At 30.5% G+C, this 16,249-nt stretch carries 13 protein-coding genes; all 13 read right to left on the minus strand.

Going from position 1 to position 16,249, the window contains the following annotated elements; all coding sequences use genetic code 11:
* Positions 1–170: 170 nt before the first annotated feature.
* The 13 genes from sucD to EG240_RS13450 all read right to left on the minus strand — a co-directional run bounded on the left by sucD (position 171) and on the right by EG240_RS13450 (position 15,886).
* The gene (sucD, locus tag EG240_RS13390; protein WP_125019868.1) at positions 171–1,043 is read right to left on the minus strand and encodes a succinate--CoA ligase subunit alpha; all 873 of its coding nucleotides are present in this window, start codon (positions 1,041–1,043) and stop codon (positions 171–173) included.
* A gap of 94 nt (positions 1,044–1,137) precedes the next feature.
* Positions 1,138–1,503 carry a nuclear transport factor 2 family protein gene (locus EG240_RS13395; protein ID WP_125019869.1) on the minus strand — a complete coding sequence of 122 codons (366 nt, stop codon included), beginning with the start codon at positions 1,501–1,503 and terminating at the stop codon, positions 1,138–1,140.
* 18 nt (positions 1,504–1,521) lie between these two features.
* Positions 1,522–2,433: a UDP-3-O-(3-hydroxymyristoyl)glucosamine N-acyltransferase gene (locus tag EG240_RS13400; protein WP_125019870.1), complete on the minus strand. Its 912-nt coding sequence runs from the start codon at positions 2,431–2,433 to the stop codon at positions 1,522–1,524.
* 3 nt (positions 2,434–2,436) lie between these two features.
* Positions 2,437–3,003 (minus strand): elongation factor P, encoded by a 567-nt coding sequence (gene efp / locus EG240_RS13405; RefSeq protein ID WP_125019871.1) that lies wholly within the window; start codon positions 3,001–3,003, stop codon positions 2,437–2,439.
* A gap of 37 nt (positions 3,004–3,040) precedes the next feature.
* Positions 3,041–3,826 (minus strand): acyl-ACP--UDP-N-acetylglucosamine O-acyltransferase, encoded by a 786-nt coding sequence (gene lpxA, locus EG240_RS13410; protein WP_125019872.1) that lies wholly within the window; start codon positions 3,824–3,826, stop codon positions 3,041–3,043.
* A 16-nt stretch (positions 3,827–3,842) separates the two neighbouring features.
* On the minus strand, positions 3,843–5,234 hold the full coding sequence (locus tag EG240_RS13415; protein WP_125019873.1) for a bifunctional UDP-3-O-[3-hydroxymyristoyl] N-acetylglucosamine deacetylase/3-hydroxyacyl-ACP dehydratase: 1,392 nt from the start codon (positions 5,232–5,234) through the stop codon (positions 3,843–3,845).
* Between the two features lie 35 nt (positions 5,235–5,269).
* The gene (gene lpxD / locus EG240_RS13420; protein WP_125019874.1) at positions 5,270–6,289 is read right to left on the minus strand and encodes a UDP-3-O-(3-hydroxymyristoyl)glucosamine N-acyltransferase; all 1,020 of its coding nucleotides are present in this window, start codon (positions 6,287–6,289) and stop codon (positions 5,270–5,272) included.
* A 19-nt stretch (positions 6,290–6,308) separates the two neighbouring features.
* The gene (locus EG240_RS13425; protein WP_125019875.1) at positions 6,309–7,553 is read right to left on the minus strand and encodes an HD domain-containing protein; all 1,245 of its coding nucleotides are present in this window, start codon (positions 7,551–7,553) and stop codon (positions 6,309–6,311) included.
* Positions 7,554–7,659: 106 nt separating this feature from the next.
* Positions 7,660–9,159, minus strand: a complete 1,500-nt coding sequence (gene hutH / locus EG240_RS13430) for a histidine ammonia-lyase (RefSeq protein WP_125019876.1) — start codon at positions 9,157–9,159, stop codon at positions 7,660–7,662.
* A 120-nt stretch (positions 9,160–9,279) separates the two neighbouring features.
* Positions 9,280–10,044: a peroxide stress protein YaaA gene (gene yaaA, locus EG240_RS13435; protein WP_125019877.1), complete on the minus strand. Its 765-nt coding sequence runs from the start codon at positions 10,042–10,044 to the stop codon at positions 9,280–9,282.
* A gap of 266 nt (positions 10,045–10,310) precedes the next feature.
* Positions 10,311–12,977, minus strand: a complete 2,667-nt coding sequence (locus EG240_RS13440; protein ID WP_125019878.1) for a DNA gyrase/topoisomerase IV subunit A — start codon at positions 12,975–12,977, stop codon at positions 10,311–10,313.
* A gap of 44 nt (positions 12,978–13,021) precedes the next feature.
* On the minus strand, positions 13,022–14,905 hold the full coding sequence (locus EG240_RS13445) for a DNA topoisomerase IV subunit B (protein ID WP_125019879.1): 1,884 nt from the start codon (positions 14,903–14,905) through the stop codon (positions 13,022–13,024).
* Positions 14,906–15,001: 96 nt separating this feature from the next.
* Positions 15,002–15,886 (minus strand): YihY/virulence factor BrkB family protein, encoded by an 885-nt coding sequence (locus EG240_RS13450; RefSeq protein ID WP_125019880.1) that lies wholly within the window; start codon positions 15,884–15,886, stop codon positions 15,002–15,004.
* Between the last annotated feature and the right edge of the window lie 363 nt (positions 15,887–16,249).

Consider the following 16,249-nt stretch of genomic DNA (forward strand, 5'->3'; position numbering starts at 1 on the left):
AAATTTTTAAAATATTTATTTGTCTTTAATAGAAATATAAACACCTAAAAAATAATCACATTGTAAAATACATTACATGTAATGTAACTAAAATAAAAAAAAAGAAATAAACTAAAACAAAAAAAGTCTAAACTAATGTTTAGACTTTTATATGAAATGCTTTAGGAAAATTAACCTAAAACTTCTTTAACTTTTTTACCAATTTCAGCAGGTGAATCAACAACGTGAATTCCACATTCGCTCATGATACGTTTTTTAGCTTCAGCTGTATCATCAGCACCACCAACAATAGCACCAGCATGACCCATAGTTCTACCTTTAGGAGCTGTTTCACCAGCGATAAATCCGATAACAGGTTTTTTGTTTCCGTTTTCTTTAATCCAACGAGCAGCATCAGCTTCTAATTGTCCACCGATTTCACCAATCATAATGATAGCTTCAGTTTCTGGATCGTTCATTAATAATTCAACAGCCTCTTTAGTTGTAGTTCCAATAATTGGATCTCCACCAATACCGATAGCAGTTGTGATTCCTAAACCTTGTTTAACAACTTGGTCAGCAGCTTCATATGTTAATGTACCTGATTTTGAAACAATTCCGATAGTTCCTTTTTTGAAAACGAAACCTGGCATAATTCCAACTTTTGCTTCTCCTGGAGTGATTACTCCTGGACAGTTTGGACCAACTAAAGTACAATTTCTTGATTTAATATAATCGTAAGCTTTTACCATATCAGCAACAGGAATTCCTTCAGTAATACAGATAATAACTTTGATTCCAGCTTCAGCAGCTTCCATAATTGCATCTGCAGCAAATGCTGGCGGAACAAAAATAATTGATGTATCAGCTTGTGCTTGTTCAACAGCATCTTTAACTGTGTTGAAAACAGGACGCTCTAAATGTAAAGTTCCTCCTTTTCCTGGAGTAACACCACCAACAACATTAGTTCCGTACTCAATCATTTGAGAAGCATGGAATGTACCTTCACTACCTGTGAATCCTTGAACAATTATCTTTGAATCTTTATTTACTAAAACACTCATAATTTTTATTATTGTTTTTTGATTTATAAAACAAAAATAGGGTTTTGAAATTGATTATAAAATTTTTTTGCCTTAAAAAAATAGTAAATCTGCATTATTCTATTAATTGACTCATTTGACAACCTTTAAAAAGAAGATTATCTTTAATTTGCCAAGTTGTAAAGAAAACTGCTAAAACCAATTCTTCATCTGTATTCTCGAATGTTCTAACAAAATAAACATAACGAATCATTATTCTATCATCTTCCTCCATCAATTCTTGGACTTCGGCACGTAAAGAATAATAATTATGTCTTAATTCTTTTGATAAAGCCAGAATATCATTCAAATCTAAATTTAGTAAACCTTTAGAACTATACCATTCCAAAGTTACATCTGGATGCATAATCTCTTTGCAATAATTTTTACTCAAAATCCCTGCAGATTCATAAAATTTCAATACTAAATCTCTTTGGCTCATAATCAAATTATTAAAATGTTATTTTGTCAATCTTTTTAAATAAGCTATCTGTTTCAGTTTTTCACGACTTTCTTCAGCAGGCGTTCCAAAGTAAACTTTATTTTGTTCTAAATTTTTACTTACACCTGATTGCGCTAAAATAGAAACTTTTTCACCAATAGTTACACCACTTGTAATTCCAACTTGTCCCCAAATTGTAACATGATTTTTAATTACAACACAACCCGCAATTCCAACTTGTGAAGCAATAAGACACATTTTTCCAACAACAGTATCGTGTCCAATTTGAATTTGATTATCTAATTTTGATCCTTCTCCAATTGTTGTATCTCCGGTAACTCCTCTATCAATAGTACATGATGCTCCAATAGTTACATTATCTTCGATTATAACTCTACCACAAGAAATCAAAGGGTCAAAATACGTCTCTCTCTTTTTAAAATAAAAAGCATCTGCGCCTAACACTGTTCCTGAATGAATAATTACATTGTCTCCAATGATTGTATTATCATATATTACAACATTAGCATGAATCAAACAATTCTTACCAATCGTTACATTATTTCCTAAAATAACATTTGGTTGCAATATAGTTCCTTCTCCAACGATAGCTGAATGTGAAATTAAATTATCTGATTTTTGAAATGGTCTAAAATAAGTAGAAATTTTATTAAAATCTCTGAATGGATCATCTGAAATCAAAAGTGCTTTTCCTTCCGGGCAAGGTACTTCTTTATTAATTAATATCACAGAAGCATTTGAATTTAAAGCTTTGTCATAATATTTAGGATGATCCACGAAAACAATCTCTCCGGGTTGAACGACATGAATTTCATTTGAACCGAAAACTTCAAAATTTGGATCACCAATAAATTCGCATCCAATAATTTGAGCGATTGTTTCTAAATTATATGTTTTAGGAAAACGCATTAATTATTCTTTAATTCTTTCCATATAAGCACCAGAAGCTGTATCAATTTTGATTTTATCACCTTCATTGATAAATAATGGTACATTTACTGAAGCTCCTGTTTCAACAGTTGCAGGTTTTGTTGCGTTTGTAGCAGTATTTCCTTTAACTCCAGGTTCAGCATAAGTTACTTCAAGAATTACAGAAGCAGGCATATCTACAGATAATGGAGAATCAGTTTCTGTATTGATTTGAATCATTACATTAGTTCCTTCTTTTAATAAATCTGGAGCGTCTAATGCACTTCTATCTAAAGTAATTTGTTCAAAAGTTTCAACATTCATGAAATGGAAATCATTTCCTTCTGGATATAAGAATTGGAATGTATGCGTTTCTACACGAACTACATCAATTTTGTGACCTGCAGAAAAAGTATTTTCTAAAATTCTACCGTTAGAAACACTTCTCATTTTAGTTCTCACAAAAGCTGGTCCTTTTCCTGGTTTAACGTGTAAGAATTCTACAATTTTATAAATATCGTTATTATATTTAATACATAATCCGTTTCTAATATCTGATGTACTTGCCATAATATTTTTTATTTTTTTATTATTTTTAATGAATTAATTAATATGCTCCAGTATAACCTTTCATGATTCCACGAGAAGAACTTCTAATAAATTGAATAATTTCATCTCTTTCTGAAGTAGCTTCTAAGTCAGCTTCGATAATACTAAGAGCTTGTGTAGTATTATAATTTTTTTGATATAAAATTCTGTAAATATCTTGTATCTCACGTATTTTATCAGTTGAATATCCTCTTCTTCTTAATCCAACAGAATTAATTCCAATATAAGAAAGTGGTTCTTTAGCAGCTTTTGTATATGGAGGAACATCTTTTCTTACTAAAGATCCGCCAGATATCATTGCATGATCACCAATTGTTATAAATTGATGAACGGCAGCTAAACCACCAATTACAGCAAAATTACCGATTTTAACATGTCCTGCAAGAGCAACACCGTTAACAATAATAGCATTGTTTCCAATTTCACAATCGTGTGCAATATGAGCATATGCCATGATTAAACAATTGTTTCCAATAATTGTTTTTCCCGACGCAATTGTTCCTCTATTTATAGTAACACATTCGCGAATTGTTGTATTATCACCAATTATTGCTAAGCTTTCTTCACCTCCAAATTTTAAATCTTGAGGAACAGCAGATATAACAGCACCTGGGAAAATTGTGCAATTTTTTCCAATTCTTGCACCTTCCATAATAGTTACGTTAGATCCAATCCAAGTTCCCTCTCCAATCTCAACATTATTATGAATTGTTGTAAATGGTTCAATAACAACATTTTTTGCTATTTTTGCTCCAGGATGAACATATGCTAAAGGTTGATTCATCTTTATATTATTATTGTTAGTTTGTCTTTTTTACGATTTGAGCCATTAGCTCTGCTTCTGCTGCTACTTTTCCGTTTGCGTACGCAATAGCTTGCATATGACAAATCCCTCTTCTAATTGGAGATAACAAATCCAATTTGAATATTAAAGTATCTCCAGGTGAAACTTTATTTTTAAATCTTACATTATCAATTTTCATAAAGTAAGTTAAATAGTTTTCAGGATCAGGTACTGTACTTAAAATTAGAATACCGCCCGTTTGTGCCATTGCTTCAACTATTAAAACGCCTGGCATAACCGGAGCTCCAGGAAAATGTCCTTGAAAAAAATCTTCATTCATAGTAACATTTTTCAAACCTACTACTTGTGTTTCACTTAATTCAAGAATTTTATCAACCAACAACATTGGATATCTATGTGGAAGCATAGCCATTATTTTGGTAACATCCATCAAAGGTTCCTTATTTAAATCATATGTAGGAATTTGATTTCTTTTTTCATTTTTAATGATTTTTGCCATTTTCTTAGCAAACATCGTATTTACAAAATGACCAGGTTTATTTGCAATAACTTTTCCTCTAATTCTAGTTCCAATTAATGCTAAATCTCCGATAACATCTAGTAATTTATGACGTGCAGCTTCATTAGGATAATGCAATGTAAGATTATCTAAAACACCGTTAGATTTAACAGTAATTTCATCTTTACCAAATGCCATTTTTAGATTTTGTAAAGTTTCTGGAGAGATTTCTTTATCAACATAAACAATTGCATTATTTAAATCTCCACCTTTAATTAGACCATGTGCTAATAAAGTTTCTAATTCGTGCAAAAAGCTAAACGTACGTGCTTCTGAAATTTCAGATTTAAAATCAGACATTGATTTTAGAGTTGCATTTTGCGTTCCCAAAACTTTAGTACCAAAATCAACCATTGCTGTTACCTGATATTCATCTGCAGGCATGATGATAATTTCACTTCCTGTTCTTTCATCAGCAAACGAAATTACTTCTTTAACGATATATTCATAACGTTCTGCATCTTGTTCTACGCAACCAGCTTTTTCAACCGCTTCAACAAAATATTTAGAAGAACCATCCATAATTGGCGGTTCAGATGCATTTAATTCAATGATTACATTGTCTAAATCACATCCAACTAAAGCTGCTAAAACGTGTTCTGTAGTATGTAAGTTTACACCTTTGTGTTCTAAATTTGTGCCGCGTTCGGTAGATACTACTAAATTTGCATCAGCTTGAATGATAGGACTTCCTTCCAAATCTACACGAACGAAAGTAAAACCGTTATTAATAGGTGCAGGTTTTAAAGTCATTGTAACTTGCTGACCAGTATGTAAACCTACTCCTTGAATAGTAACTTCTTGTACAATAGTCTTTTGCTTAGCCATATTCTTGATTCAATTTTTTTATACGAATATATCGTTTATTTGATTGTTTTTTTTAATTCATTAAATTCATTTACAATTTTTGGTAAATTTTTAAAGTGAACATAAGATTTAGCAAAATCATTATACCCCAATGCTGGCGAACCTTGAACCGTTTCTCCATCTTTTAAACTTTTACCAACACCTGTTTGAGCTTGAATTTTCACATTATTACCTATTGTAATATGTCCAACAATTCCTACTTGCCCACCAATAATACAGTATTTTCCAATTTTAGTAGAACCTGCAACTCCAGTTTGAGATGCAATAACCGTATGTTCACCAATTTCAACATTATGTGCAATTTGAATTTGATTATCTAACTTAACACCTTTGTGAATAATTGTTGAACCTAAAGTAGCACGATCAATAGTTGTACATGCACCAATCTCAACATCATCTTCTATGATAACATTTCCGATTTGTGGTACTTTTGAGTAAGAGCCATCTTCAGCAGGAGCAAATCCAAAACCATCAGAACCGATAATAGTTCCAGAATGAATGATGCAATTTTTTCCGATTATACTTTCTGAATAAATACGAGATCCCGCAAATAAAATAGTATTATCACCAATAATAACATTATCACCAATAAATGAATTTGGGTATATTTTTACATTTTCTCCAATAGTAGTATTTTTACCTACATAGCAAAAACTACCTAAATATAGATCCTCTCCATAAGTTACTCCTTCAGAAATAACACTTGGTTGTTCTATACCAGATTTCATAAGTTTCACTTGATTGTAATATTCTAAAATTTTAGAAAATGATTTATATGCATCATCAACTTTAATTAATGTTGCAGAAATAGGATGTTCGGCTACAAAAGTTTTATTTACTATTACAATTGAAGACTTTGTATCGTAAATAAACGATGTGTATTTTGGATTAGCCAAGAATGTTATTGACCCAGGTTTCCCTTCTTCAATTTTAGCCAAAGTAGAAACAGAAACATTTTCATCTCCTAAAACATCTCCTTGTAAAACCTCTGCTATTTGGGCTGCTGTTATTTTCATCTTTACAAAAATAATAAAATTATTGGATATTTTTAAGTGTTATATTTTTAGGAAAACACACAAAATATTTCTTAACTGGCACAGACAAAGCTGCCAAATTTGATTGATCTGATGCTTGTAAAACATCTATAATTTGTTTGTTCTTAGTTAAAATTCGAATTGGTTCAGCATTTTTGTCGTATGCTTTATTTTTCATCATTCCACCAAAAACAAAATAATCTAATTCATTCATATCAAGCTGAAGTTCAGAATTTATTTGCTTTCTATATAAATCTAACAACTCATTTTGTTGATTTTTTTCGACATTTAAAATATGAAATAAATTTCTATTTATAATACTATTACTCAATGAGGATAATATAAAATCTTCATGAAATTGCCAATTTTTTAAAGCTCCTATAATATCTGAATCATCTAAAAGCGCGAATTTTTTTAATGCTTCTTTATTAAAGTCCGCCTTCTCGATATGATTTGTAAGAAAAAAATGCAAGGAATCTGAACACCATAAATGAACACCTTTTTCAGTAAGTTCCTTCGCACGTTTAAGAATTTTTGTCAAAATCATTTCGGCCATTACACTTGTTTTATGCAAATAACACTGCCAATACATCAAACGGCGACCTACTAAAAACTTTTCTACAGAATAAATACCTTTTTCTTCAACTACCAAATAATCATCATGAACATTAATCATTTGAACTAAACGTTCAGAATTAATATTCCCTTCTGCTACTCCACTATAAAAACTATCACGTTTTAAATAATCCATCCTATCCATATCCATTTGACTAGATATCAATTGCAATAAAAATTTACGATGATAATTTCCTTTAAAAATTTCGATAGCTAAACTCAATTGTCCATTGAATTCATCATTTAAAGCATTCATAAAAAACAAAGAAATTTCTTCGTGATGCACATTTTCTACAATACTATTTTCCATAGCGTGAGAAAACGGTCCATGTCCGATATCGTGTAAAAGAATTGCAATGTAAAGAGCGTTTTCTTCTTCTTGAGAAATTTCTACATTTTTGCTTTTTAAAACTTGAACTGCTTTTTGCATCATGTGCATACAACCTAATGCATGATGAAAACGAGTATGTGTAGCTCCAGGATATACCAAATAAGAAAGTCCCATTTGATTGATTCTGCGAAGTCGTTGAAAATACGGATGTTCGATCAAATCATAAAGTAATGAATTGGGTATCGATATAAATCCGTAAATGGGATCGTTAAGTATTTTTAATTTGTTATAAGTAACCAAATTTTTTTTTCTTAGAAATAACGAACAAAGATAATGATAAAATAAAAACAGCACTTAAAAAAAAACTTAAAAGTGCTGTTTTCTTAATATATAAATAATAAATATTTTATTCGAAATCTATTTGAAATGAATTAATGAAACGTATCGATTTTTCGATATCGTAATGTAAAATACGATCAACCTCCACAAAAGAAACTTCATCGCGATAAGCTCCAACAAAACTTTCAATAAATGGACTAGATTTTAAAGGACGTCTAAATTCTAAAGCTTGAGAAGCATTCATTAATTCGATAGCCAAAATGCGCTCTAAATTATCGACTATTCTCAAAGTTTTTGTAGCCGCATTTGCTCCCATACTTACGTGATCTTCTTGTCCATTACTTGAAACAATACTATCAATTGAAGCTGGAGTCGCCAATTGTTTATTTTGACTTACTATACTTGCAGCTGTATATTGAGGAATCATAAACCCAGAATTCAATCCTGGTTCTTTAACTAAAAATGGTGGTAAGCCACGCAATCCTGAAATTAATTGGTAAGTTCTTCTTTCTGAAATATTACCTAATTCTGCCATTGCAATCCCTAGAAAATCAAGAGCCAAAGCTAAAGGTTGCCCGTGAAAATTACCGCCAGAAATAATAATATCTTCTTTATAGAAAACATTTGGATTATCAGTAACCGAATTGATTTCTGTTCTGAAAACTTTTTTCACATAATCTAAAGCATCTTTAGAAGCACCATGAACTTGTGGAATACAACGGAATGAATATGGATCTTGAACGTGTTCTTTCTTTTGAGCAATTAATTCACTTCCTTCCAAAACTTGATTATAAAATTCAGCTGTTACAATTTGCCCTTTATGTGGTCGTACTAGATGAATCAATTCATTAAATGGTTCAATTCTACCATCAAAACCTTCTAAAGAAACCGCTCCAATTAAATCAGCTAAATACGAAAGTTTCATAGATTTAATTACTACGAAAGTACCGTAAGCACTCATAAATTGAGTACCGTTTAATAAAGCTAAACCTTCCTTAGATTGTAGAACGATTGGTTCCCAGCCAAATTTTTCTAAAACTTTAGAAGCTGGTTGTCTGTAACCATCATAAAAAACTTCACCTTCACCTAATAAAGGTAAACTCAAATGTGCTAAAGGAGATAAATCACCAGATGCTCCTAACGAACCTTGTTCGAAAACAATTGGTAAAATATCATTATTATAAAATTCAATTAAACGCTCAACTGTTTTTAATTGAACCGCAGAATTTCCAAAACTTAACGACTTAATTTTAAGAAAAAGCATGATTTTCACAATCTCATGCGGAACTTCAGGTCCTGTTCCACAAGCATGTGATTTAACAAGATTTTCTTGAAGTTTAGAAAGATTTTCATTAGAAATCTTAACATTACATAAAGATCCAAAACCGGTATTAATTCCATAAATAGGATCTTCTGAGTTTGCCATTTTGTTATCTAAATATTTTCTACAATTTTCGATATTTGCAGAAGCTTCTTCAGACAGAGCAACTTTTTTGTTTTCAATTAAAATAGTATTTAATTCTTCTATTGTAATAATATCGGAACATATATAATGAAAATTTTCCATTTCAGTTTAAAGTTTGTTTGTTCCTCAAAAGTCATTAATAAAAAAATGAAATACAAACAAAAATTATAAATAGTAATAAAAATTATATTTATTTTACTATTTTAATGATTTTACTGAAAATTATCTAGTAAATATATATTTATCATTAGTTGAAAGTGATTCATCAAATGCGTAACCTTCAACATTAAACATCTTTAAATCCTCAACTGAATCTATGTTATTATCAACGATATAACGCGCCATTAATCCCCTCGCCTTTTTAGCAAAAAAACTAATAATTTTCAGTTTATCATCTTTGTAATCTTTAAATTCTGGAGTAATAATTTTAGATTTTAATAATTTTGTATCAACTGCGGAAAAATATTCTGTACTAGCTAAATTGATCAGAACTTCATTTTCATTCATTTCTTTATTTAAAAAATCCGCCACCAAAGGTTTCCAAATCTGATAAAGATTTTCATTCATTCCGACTTTTAATTTTTTTCCCATCTCCAATCGATACGGTTCAATAATATCAAAAGGTTTTAAAATTCCATATAATCCAGAAAGTATTCGTACTTTATCATTCAATACTTCAAAGTTTTCGGAAGGAATTGAATAAGCATCTAATCCAGTATAAACTTCACCATTAAAAGCAAAAACAGCTTGACGAGCTTGAGCAGAAATTGCATTTGTTTCAAAGTTTCTATCTTGATTTCTCTGCCAATTTAATTCAGCTAACTTATCAGAAATAGCCATTAAATCGGATAATTCTTTAGGAGAAAGTTTTTTTAATGATTTATTAATGATTTTTGATTTTTCAATAAAAAAAGGATTTGTAAAAACTTCGGTTGGTACTTGAGTTTCAAAATCCAAAGATTTCGCAGGAGATATAACTAGTTTCATATTTTTTATTTCCAAAATTAAACGATTATCGTCGATTCAAAAAGAAAAAATGAATGAAAAAAATTGATATTTCAAAATTGAAAATAAGAGAAATATATTCTACTCTATTAAATGAATCATAGTTTAAATGAAATACTAAATATTGCAATATAAAATATCGTAATGTAAAAACGATAAACACAAATAAGAATAAAGTAATATAACGTTTCATAATTCTAATTTTTTAATATAATAAAAGCCTCCAGAATTTGGAAGCTTTTTCAATTTTATTCTGTTGGATTATCAGCTTCAGGAAAAAGTATAATTTGACCATCGTCATCTAATCCTAAATTATTTGCATCTATTTCATCTAAAACAATTTCCTTTACTTCTTCTTCTGGAAGTTCGTAAGGTAACGATTCAAGTAAATTAATTATCTTTATTTTTTCAGCCGTTAATTGATTTCCAATTGCTTTAATTCCTTTTACCGAAATAAATTCTTCAAAATTCAATTCTAAATTCTCTTTCTGAATTCCTTTATTTTTAGCGAAAATAACTTCTGCCATCGGACGGTAATCGGTCGAAACAATTTCTAATTTAGAATACGGATGTTCAGTGATTACATTTTCTTCTTTATTTTCATTTTCGATTAAAAAACGTTTTACAAAATATTTTGATTTCTCTCCGTCGTAATACACGATTGAAATCGGTTTATTTGGAATCCACTTTTCCAAAACAATCATATCTTCATCGAAATGAGTCGTAAGTTCAGGAACAATCGTTTTTACTTTTGCACTTTGAGTAATTACAAGCAAACGGTCTTCTGGCTTGAATTCGCCAAGCAATTCACCTCGTCCGTCAACATTTAATCGACTAACTGTATCATCAAACCAAATCTTACGCGGACGTAAAGTTGAAATTCCTTTTTCTTTTAAATCAATTTTTTTAATTGAATACTTAGTTACTAGGTTTCCTTTCGATGAACGACCTTTGATTAAAAGCTCTGCAAAATCTAAATCAAATTTTAATTTCTTTACATTCGAAAGCTGACGTAATAAAATAGTTACAACCTCGGCTTCACCATTCGGATTCCAAGAGAAATATAGTACTTGCGAACCAGGTTTTTCTTGGGTTAAATGGTATTCTTTATCACGAGTAACTCCAGAAACATTGAAACGTTTTACGTAAGAAGGACCGGATTTTCCATCTCGATAAATCATATTGTAAATCGTACGTTTATCATTTTTGTCAAAAACAGCAATATGAATGATGTCTTTACCAATGAATTTTTTATCATCAACTTTGGTAACCATCATTACACCACTTCGTAAAAAGACAATAACGTCATCGATATCCGAACAATCAGCAACATATTCGTCACGTTTTAGACCTGTTCCGATGAAACCTTCTTCACGATTTACGTAAAGTTTGGTATTTCGTAAAACAACTTTTGTAGCTTCGATGGTATCAAAACTTCTTAATTCCGTTTTACGTTCACGCCCTTTACCATATTTTTCTTTTAAACGTGTAAAGAAGTCAATAGTGAAATCGATAATATGTTCTAAATTGTATTTTACTTGTTCGATATCACCTTCTAAAGATTCGATTTTTTCTTGAGCTTTGTCAATATCAAATTTTGAAATACGTTTAATTTTAATTTCTGTTAAACGCGTGATATCATCAACAGTTACATCACGTTTTAAATGTTTAATGAAAGGTTTTAAACCTTCGTCAATGGTAGAAATAACACCATCCCACGTTTCTTCTTCTTCAATTCTACGATAGATTCGTTCTTCGATGAAAATTCGTTCTAACGATAAATAATGCCATTGTTCTTCTAACTCACCAAGCTCAATTTCTAATTCGCGTTTTAGTAGTTGTACCGTACGCTCAGTAGAAACACGAAGCATATTACTTACTCCAGTAAACAAAGGTAAATTGTTTTCAATTACACAACCAAGAGGTGCTAATGAAGTTTCGCAACCTGTAAAAGCATAAAGTGCATCAATGGTTTTATCAGGAGAAACACCAGCCGGAAGATGAATTAAAATTTCAACTTCAGCAGCTGTATTATCTTCAATTTTCTTGATTTTGATTTTCCCTTTTTCATTTGCCTTTAAAATACTATCAATTAAACTAGTAGTTGTAGTAGAAAAAGGAATTTGCGTAATAACTAATGAATTTTTATCTAATTGTGTAATTTTAGCACGAACACGTACACGTCCGCCTCGCATGCCATCGTTATAATTAGATACATCAGCTATACCTTGAGTTGGAAAATCAGGATAAATGGTAAATGGTTTTCCTTTTAAATGTTTGATTGAAGCATCAATCAATTCATTAAAATTATGAGGAAGAATTTTTGTCGATAAACCAACCGCAATACCTTCACCACCTTGAGCTAATAACAATGGAAATTTTACTGGTAAATTTACCGGTTCATTTCTACGTCCATCATAAGATGATTGCCAGGTTGTGATTTTTGGTGAATATAAAACATCTAAAGCAAATTTACTTAAACGTGCTTCAATGTAACGAGATGCCGCAGCTTCGTCACCTGTTAAAATATTTCCCCAGTTTCCTTGCGTATCAATTAATAAATCTTTCTGACCAAGTTGTACCATTGCATCACCAATACTTTGATCACCGTGTGGGTGATATTGCATCGTATGTCCAACGATATTTGCTACTTTATTATAACGACCATCATCCAACTCTTTTATAGAGTGCATAATACGTCGTTGAACTGGCTTAAAACCATCTTCAATTGCAGGAACAGCACGTTCTAAAATTACATAAGAAGCGTATTCTAGAAACCAATCTTTATACATCCCAGTAACCTTTTTGATGGTTTCACTAGATGTATCTTCTTGATTATCATAAAACTGCGCAGATGTTTCGTTAGAATCTGGTTGTTCGTTATAAATTGGTTCTAAATTTTCTTCTTCGTCCATTTATTTTCTTAGAAATAAAAGTTTAAATTTTACTCTATAATATTTTATTCTGATTCGATTAAATCAGCTTTCTTTTTATCTTCAACTACATCCAATTCCACTTTTAGATTTTTGATAATAAATCCTTGGCGGTCTGGTGTATTTTTTCCCATATAGAATTCTAAAAGTTGTTCTATTGAGCTAGCTTTATCTAGCATTACAGGATCTAAACGAATATCTTGACCGATGAAATTTACAAATTCATCTGGTGATATTTCTCCCAAACCTTTAAATCGTGTGATTTCTGGTTTCGGTTTTAATTCTTCAATTGCTGCAACACGTTCTTCTTCAGAATAACAATAAATCGTTTTCTTTTTATTTCTAACCCTAAAAAGCGGCGTTTGTAAAATATACAAATGTCCTTCCTTAATTAATTCAGGGAAAAATTGTAAGAAAAACGTAATCATCAACAAACGAATGTGCATACCATCGACATCGGCATCGGTTGCTAAAACGATATTGTTATATCTCAAGTTTTCGTAATCTTCTTCGATATCTAAAGCCGCTTGAAGCAAGTTGAACTCTTCGTTTTCATAAACAATTTTCTTGCTCATTCCGTAAGAATTTAAAGGTTTTCCTCGTAATGAAAAAACTGCTTGCGTATTCACATCACGTGATTTTGTGATTGAACCAGATGCTGAATTTCCTTCGGTTATAAACAAAGTACTTTCTAAATAACGTGGGTTTTTAATATCGGTAAGATGCACACGACAATCACGTAATTTTTTGTTATGAAGACTTGCTTTTTTTGCACGGTCTTTTGCTAATTTACGAATTCCAGATAATTCTTTACGTTCACGTTCAGCTTGTAGAATCTTCTTTAAAAGGGCTTCAGCTACTTCTGGATTTTTATGTAAAAAATTATCAAGATTATTTTTTATAAAATCGTTAATATACGTTCGAACTGTTGGTGCATCCAGTCCCATATCTGTTGAACCAAGTTTCGTTTTAGTTTGCGATTCAAAAACAGGTTCTTCAACTTTTATAGAAATTGCAGCGACGATTGATTTACGAATATCAGAAGCTTCAAAATTTTTATTGTAAAATTCTTTTATCGTACGTACAACACCTTCTCTGAAAGCTCCTAAATGCGTTCCTCCTTGAGTTGTATTTTGTCCATTAACAAACGAATAATATTCTTCTGAATATTGAGATTTACTATGCGTTATTGCAATTTCGATATCATTACCAAGTAAATGAATGATTGGATAAACCATATCTTCTTGGTCGATATTTTCTTCTAATAAATCTTTTAAACCATTATCTGAATAAAATTTTTCTCCATTAAAAATGATTGTTAAACCTGTATTTAGGTAACAATAATTTTTAAGCATTTTCTCAATATATTCTTTACGGAATTTATAATTTTTGAAGATAGTTTCATCAGCGGTAAATGAAACTTTAGTTCCTTTACGACGCGTAGTTTCAACAACATCTTCTTCTAGCATTAAGTTCCCAGCTGAAAATTCGGCAACTTTTAATTGACCATCACGAACGGATTCAACTCGAAAAAAATTAGAAAGTGCGTTTACTGCTTTGGTTCCGACACCGTTTAAACCAACTGATTTTTTAAAAGCTTTGGAATCGTACTTTCCACCAGTATTCATTTTTGAAACAACGTCAACAACTTTTCCTAATGGAATACCACGACCATAATCACGAATGGTAACCATTCTGTCTTTGATTGTAACTTCAATGGTTTTACCAGTTCCCATAACAAACTCATCGATACTATTATCGATAACTTCTTTAATAAGAATGTAAATACCGTCATCTGGAGTAGAACCATCACCCAATTTCCCAATGTACATTCCAGGTCGCATACGAATATGTTCCTTCCAATCTAACGAGCGTATATTATCTTCGGTATATTGTGTTTGTTCTTGCATAAAAAGATTTTGGATTTTGTGCTAATTTAGTGAATTTTCGGGACTTTTAAAAGTCAGAAAACGTTTAAATATACAGTTTTTATTTAATATAAAATACTAATCTTTAAATTCAGAAAATTCATTTGGAGTGATTGGCGTACCGTATAGAAGTGCATAATTTTTTGTAAAAACAGCACCGAAGTAGAGAATAATAGCCGAATAATAAACCCAAAGTAACAATATTAAAATTGATCCAGCTGTTCCGTATAGTGTTAACTTATTCGAATTTTCTAAGTAAATACCAATAGCATATTTACCTAACATAAACAAGACAGCGGTAAAAAGAGCACCAATAAAAGCATCTTTTAATCGGATTTTCACATCTGGTAATTCTTTGAAAACGTACGTAATAATTAAACTAATTACTATAAAAACTAAGAAGGAATCGAAATAATTTGCAATCTCTAGAGTTTCTAAATTGGTGAAATTTGAAACTTTATCATACAAAACTTCGATAAAAGAATCAATTAATAACGAAATAGCCAATATTAAACCAAAAACAGCAATCATCGAAAATGAAAATAATTGATCGATTAAAGCACGTAGAAAACCCTTTTTGTTTTTAGCTTTAATTTTCCAAATATCATTTATTGAACTTTGAATTTCTCCAAACATTCCAGAAGCTGAAAGTAATAATGTAATTAAACCAATACTAGTTTCTAGAATAGACGTTTTATTTAATTGGGAATTTTTAACAATTTCTTGAATTTGATCCGAAGCTTGATTTCCAACCATTCTGTTAATTTGTCGGAATAAACTTCCTGAAACTTCTTCTTCACCTAGAAAATAACCAATAAAAGTAATTAGAATAATAGCAAAAGAAGGCAATGCAAAAATAGTATAATATGAAAGTGAAGCACTGAATTTTAAACATTCATCTTCAAAAAAGTCTCTAAATGATTTTATATATAATTGAAAAAAACGAGTTTCTAGAAGTTTCATTGCTACTTTTTAAGACAATAAAATTACGTATTTATTTTATAAAAACTTAACCTTACAGAATAGTTACAAAAAAAGTATTAAAATATAGATGACTAATTCTGAAATAGCGATACAGTTGTAATTAGACACTGGAATAACTTAAAATTTGAGACGATTAAGGAATTAGAACTACCAGAGAACAGACACTTAAATATTCTAAAAGATGAAATTATCACTTTAGCTAATGAAAAATCAAAACAACTGTATCCTAATAAATTAAGACGTGTAGCGGTATGGGATCAAGGAAACAAGCAAGTAATAGAGCTTATTACTAACCAATTTACTTGGACTGCAAACACCATTAGTGAGCTTTATAAAAGTAGA

Origin of the sequence: Paenimyroides tangerinum, from assembly GCF_003865405.1 — a bacterium.
Classification (GTDB): domain Bacteria; phylum Bacteroidota; class Bacteroidia; order Flavobacteriales; family Flavobacteriaceae; genus Flavobacterium; species Flavobacterium tangerinum.

Bases quoted from the DNA above. Each gene is read 5' to 3' on its own strand.
- EG240_RS13445 (WP_125019879.1), bottom strand. From the start codon at position 14,905: ATGCAAGAACAAACACAATATACCGAAGATAATATACGCTCGTTAGAT.
- hutH (WP_125019876.1), bottom strand. From the start codon at position 9,159: ATGGAAAATTTTCATTATATATGTTCCGATATTATTACAATAGAAGAA.
- sucD (WP_125019868.1), bottom strand. From the start codon at position 1,043: ATGAGTGTTTTAGTAAATAAAGATTCAAAGATAATTGTTCAAGGATTC.
- lpxD (WP_125019874.1), bottom strand. From the start codon at position 6,289: ATGAAAATAACAGCAGCCCAAATAGCAGAGGTTTTACAAGGAGATGTT.
- yaaA (WP_125019877.1), bottom strand. From the start codon at position 10,044: ATGAAACTAGTTATATCTCCTGCGAAATCTTTGGATTTTGAAACTCAA.
- EG240_RS13450 (WP_125019880.1), bottom strand. From the start codon at position 15,886: ATGAAACTTCTAGAAACTCGTTTTTTTCAATTATATATAAAATCATTT.
- lpxA (WP_125019872.1), bottom strand. From the start codon at position 3,826: ATGAATCAACCTTTAGCATATGTTCATCCTGGAGCAAAAATAGCAAAA.
- efp (WP_125019871.1), bottom strand. From the start codon at position 3,003: ATGGCAAGTACATCAGATATTAGAAACGGATTATGTATTAAATATAAT.
- EG240_RS13415 (WP_125019873.1), bottom strand. From the start codon at position 5,234: ATGGCTAAGCAAAAGACTATTGTACAAGAAGTTACTATTCAAGGAGTA.
- EG240_RS13440 (WP_125019878.1), bottom strand. From the start codon at position 12,977: ATGGACGAAGAAGAAAATTTAGAACCAATTTATAACGAACAACCAGAT.
- EG240_RS13400 (WP_125019870.1), bottom strand. From the start codon at position 2,433: ATGCGTTTTCCTAAAACATATAATTTAGAAACAATCGCTCAAATTATT.
- EG240_RS13395 (WP_125019869.1), bottom strand. From the start codon at position 1,503: ATGAGCCAAAGAGATTTAGTATTGAAATTTTATGAATCTGCAGGGATT.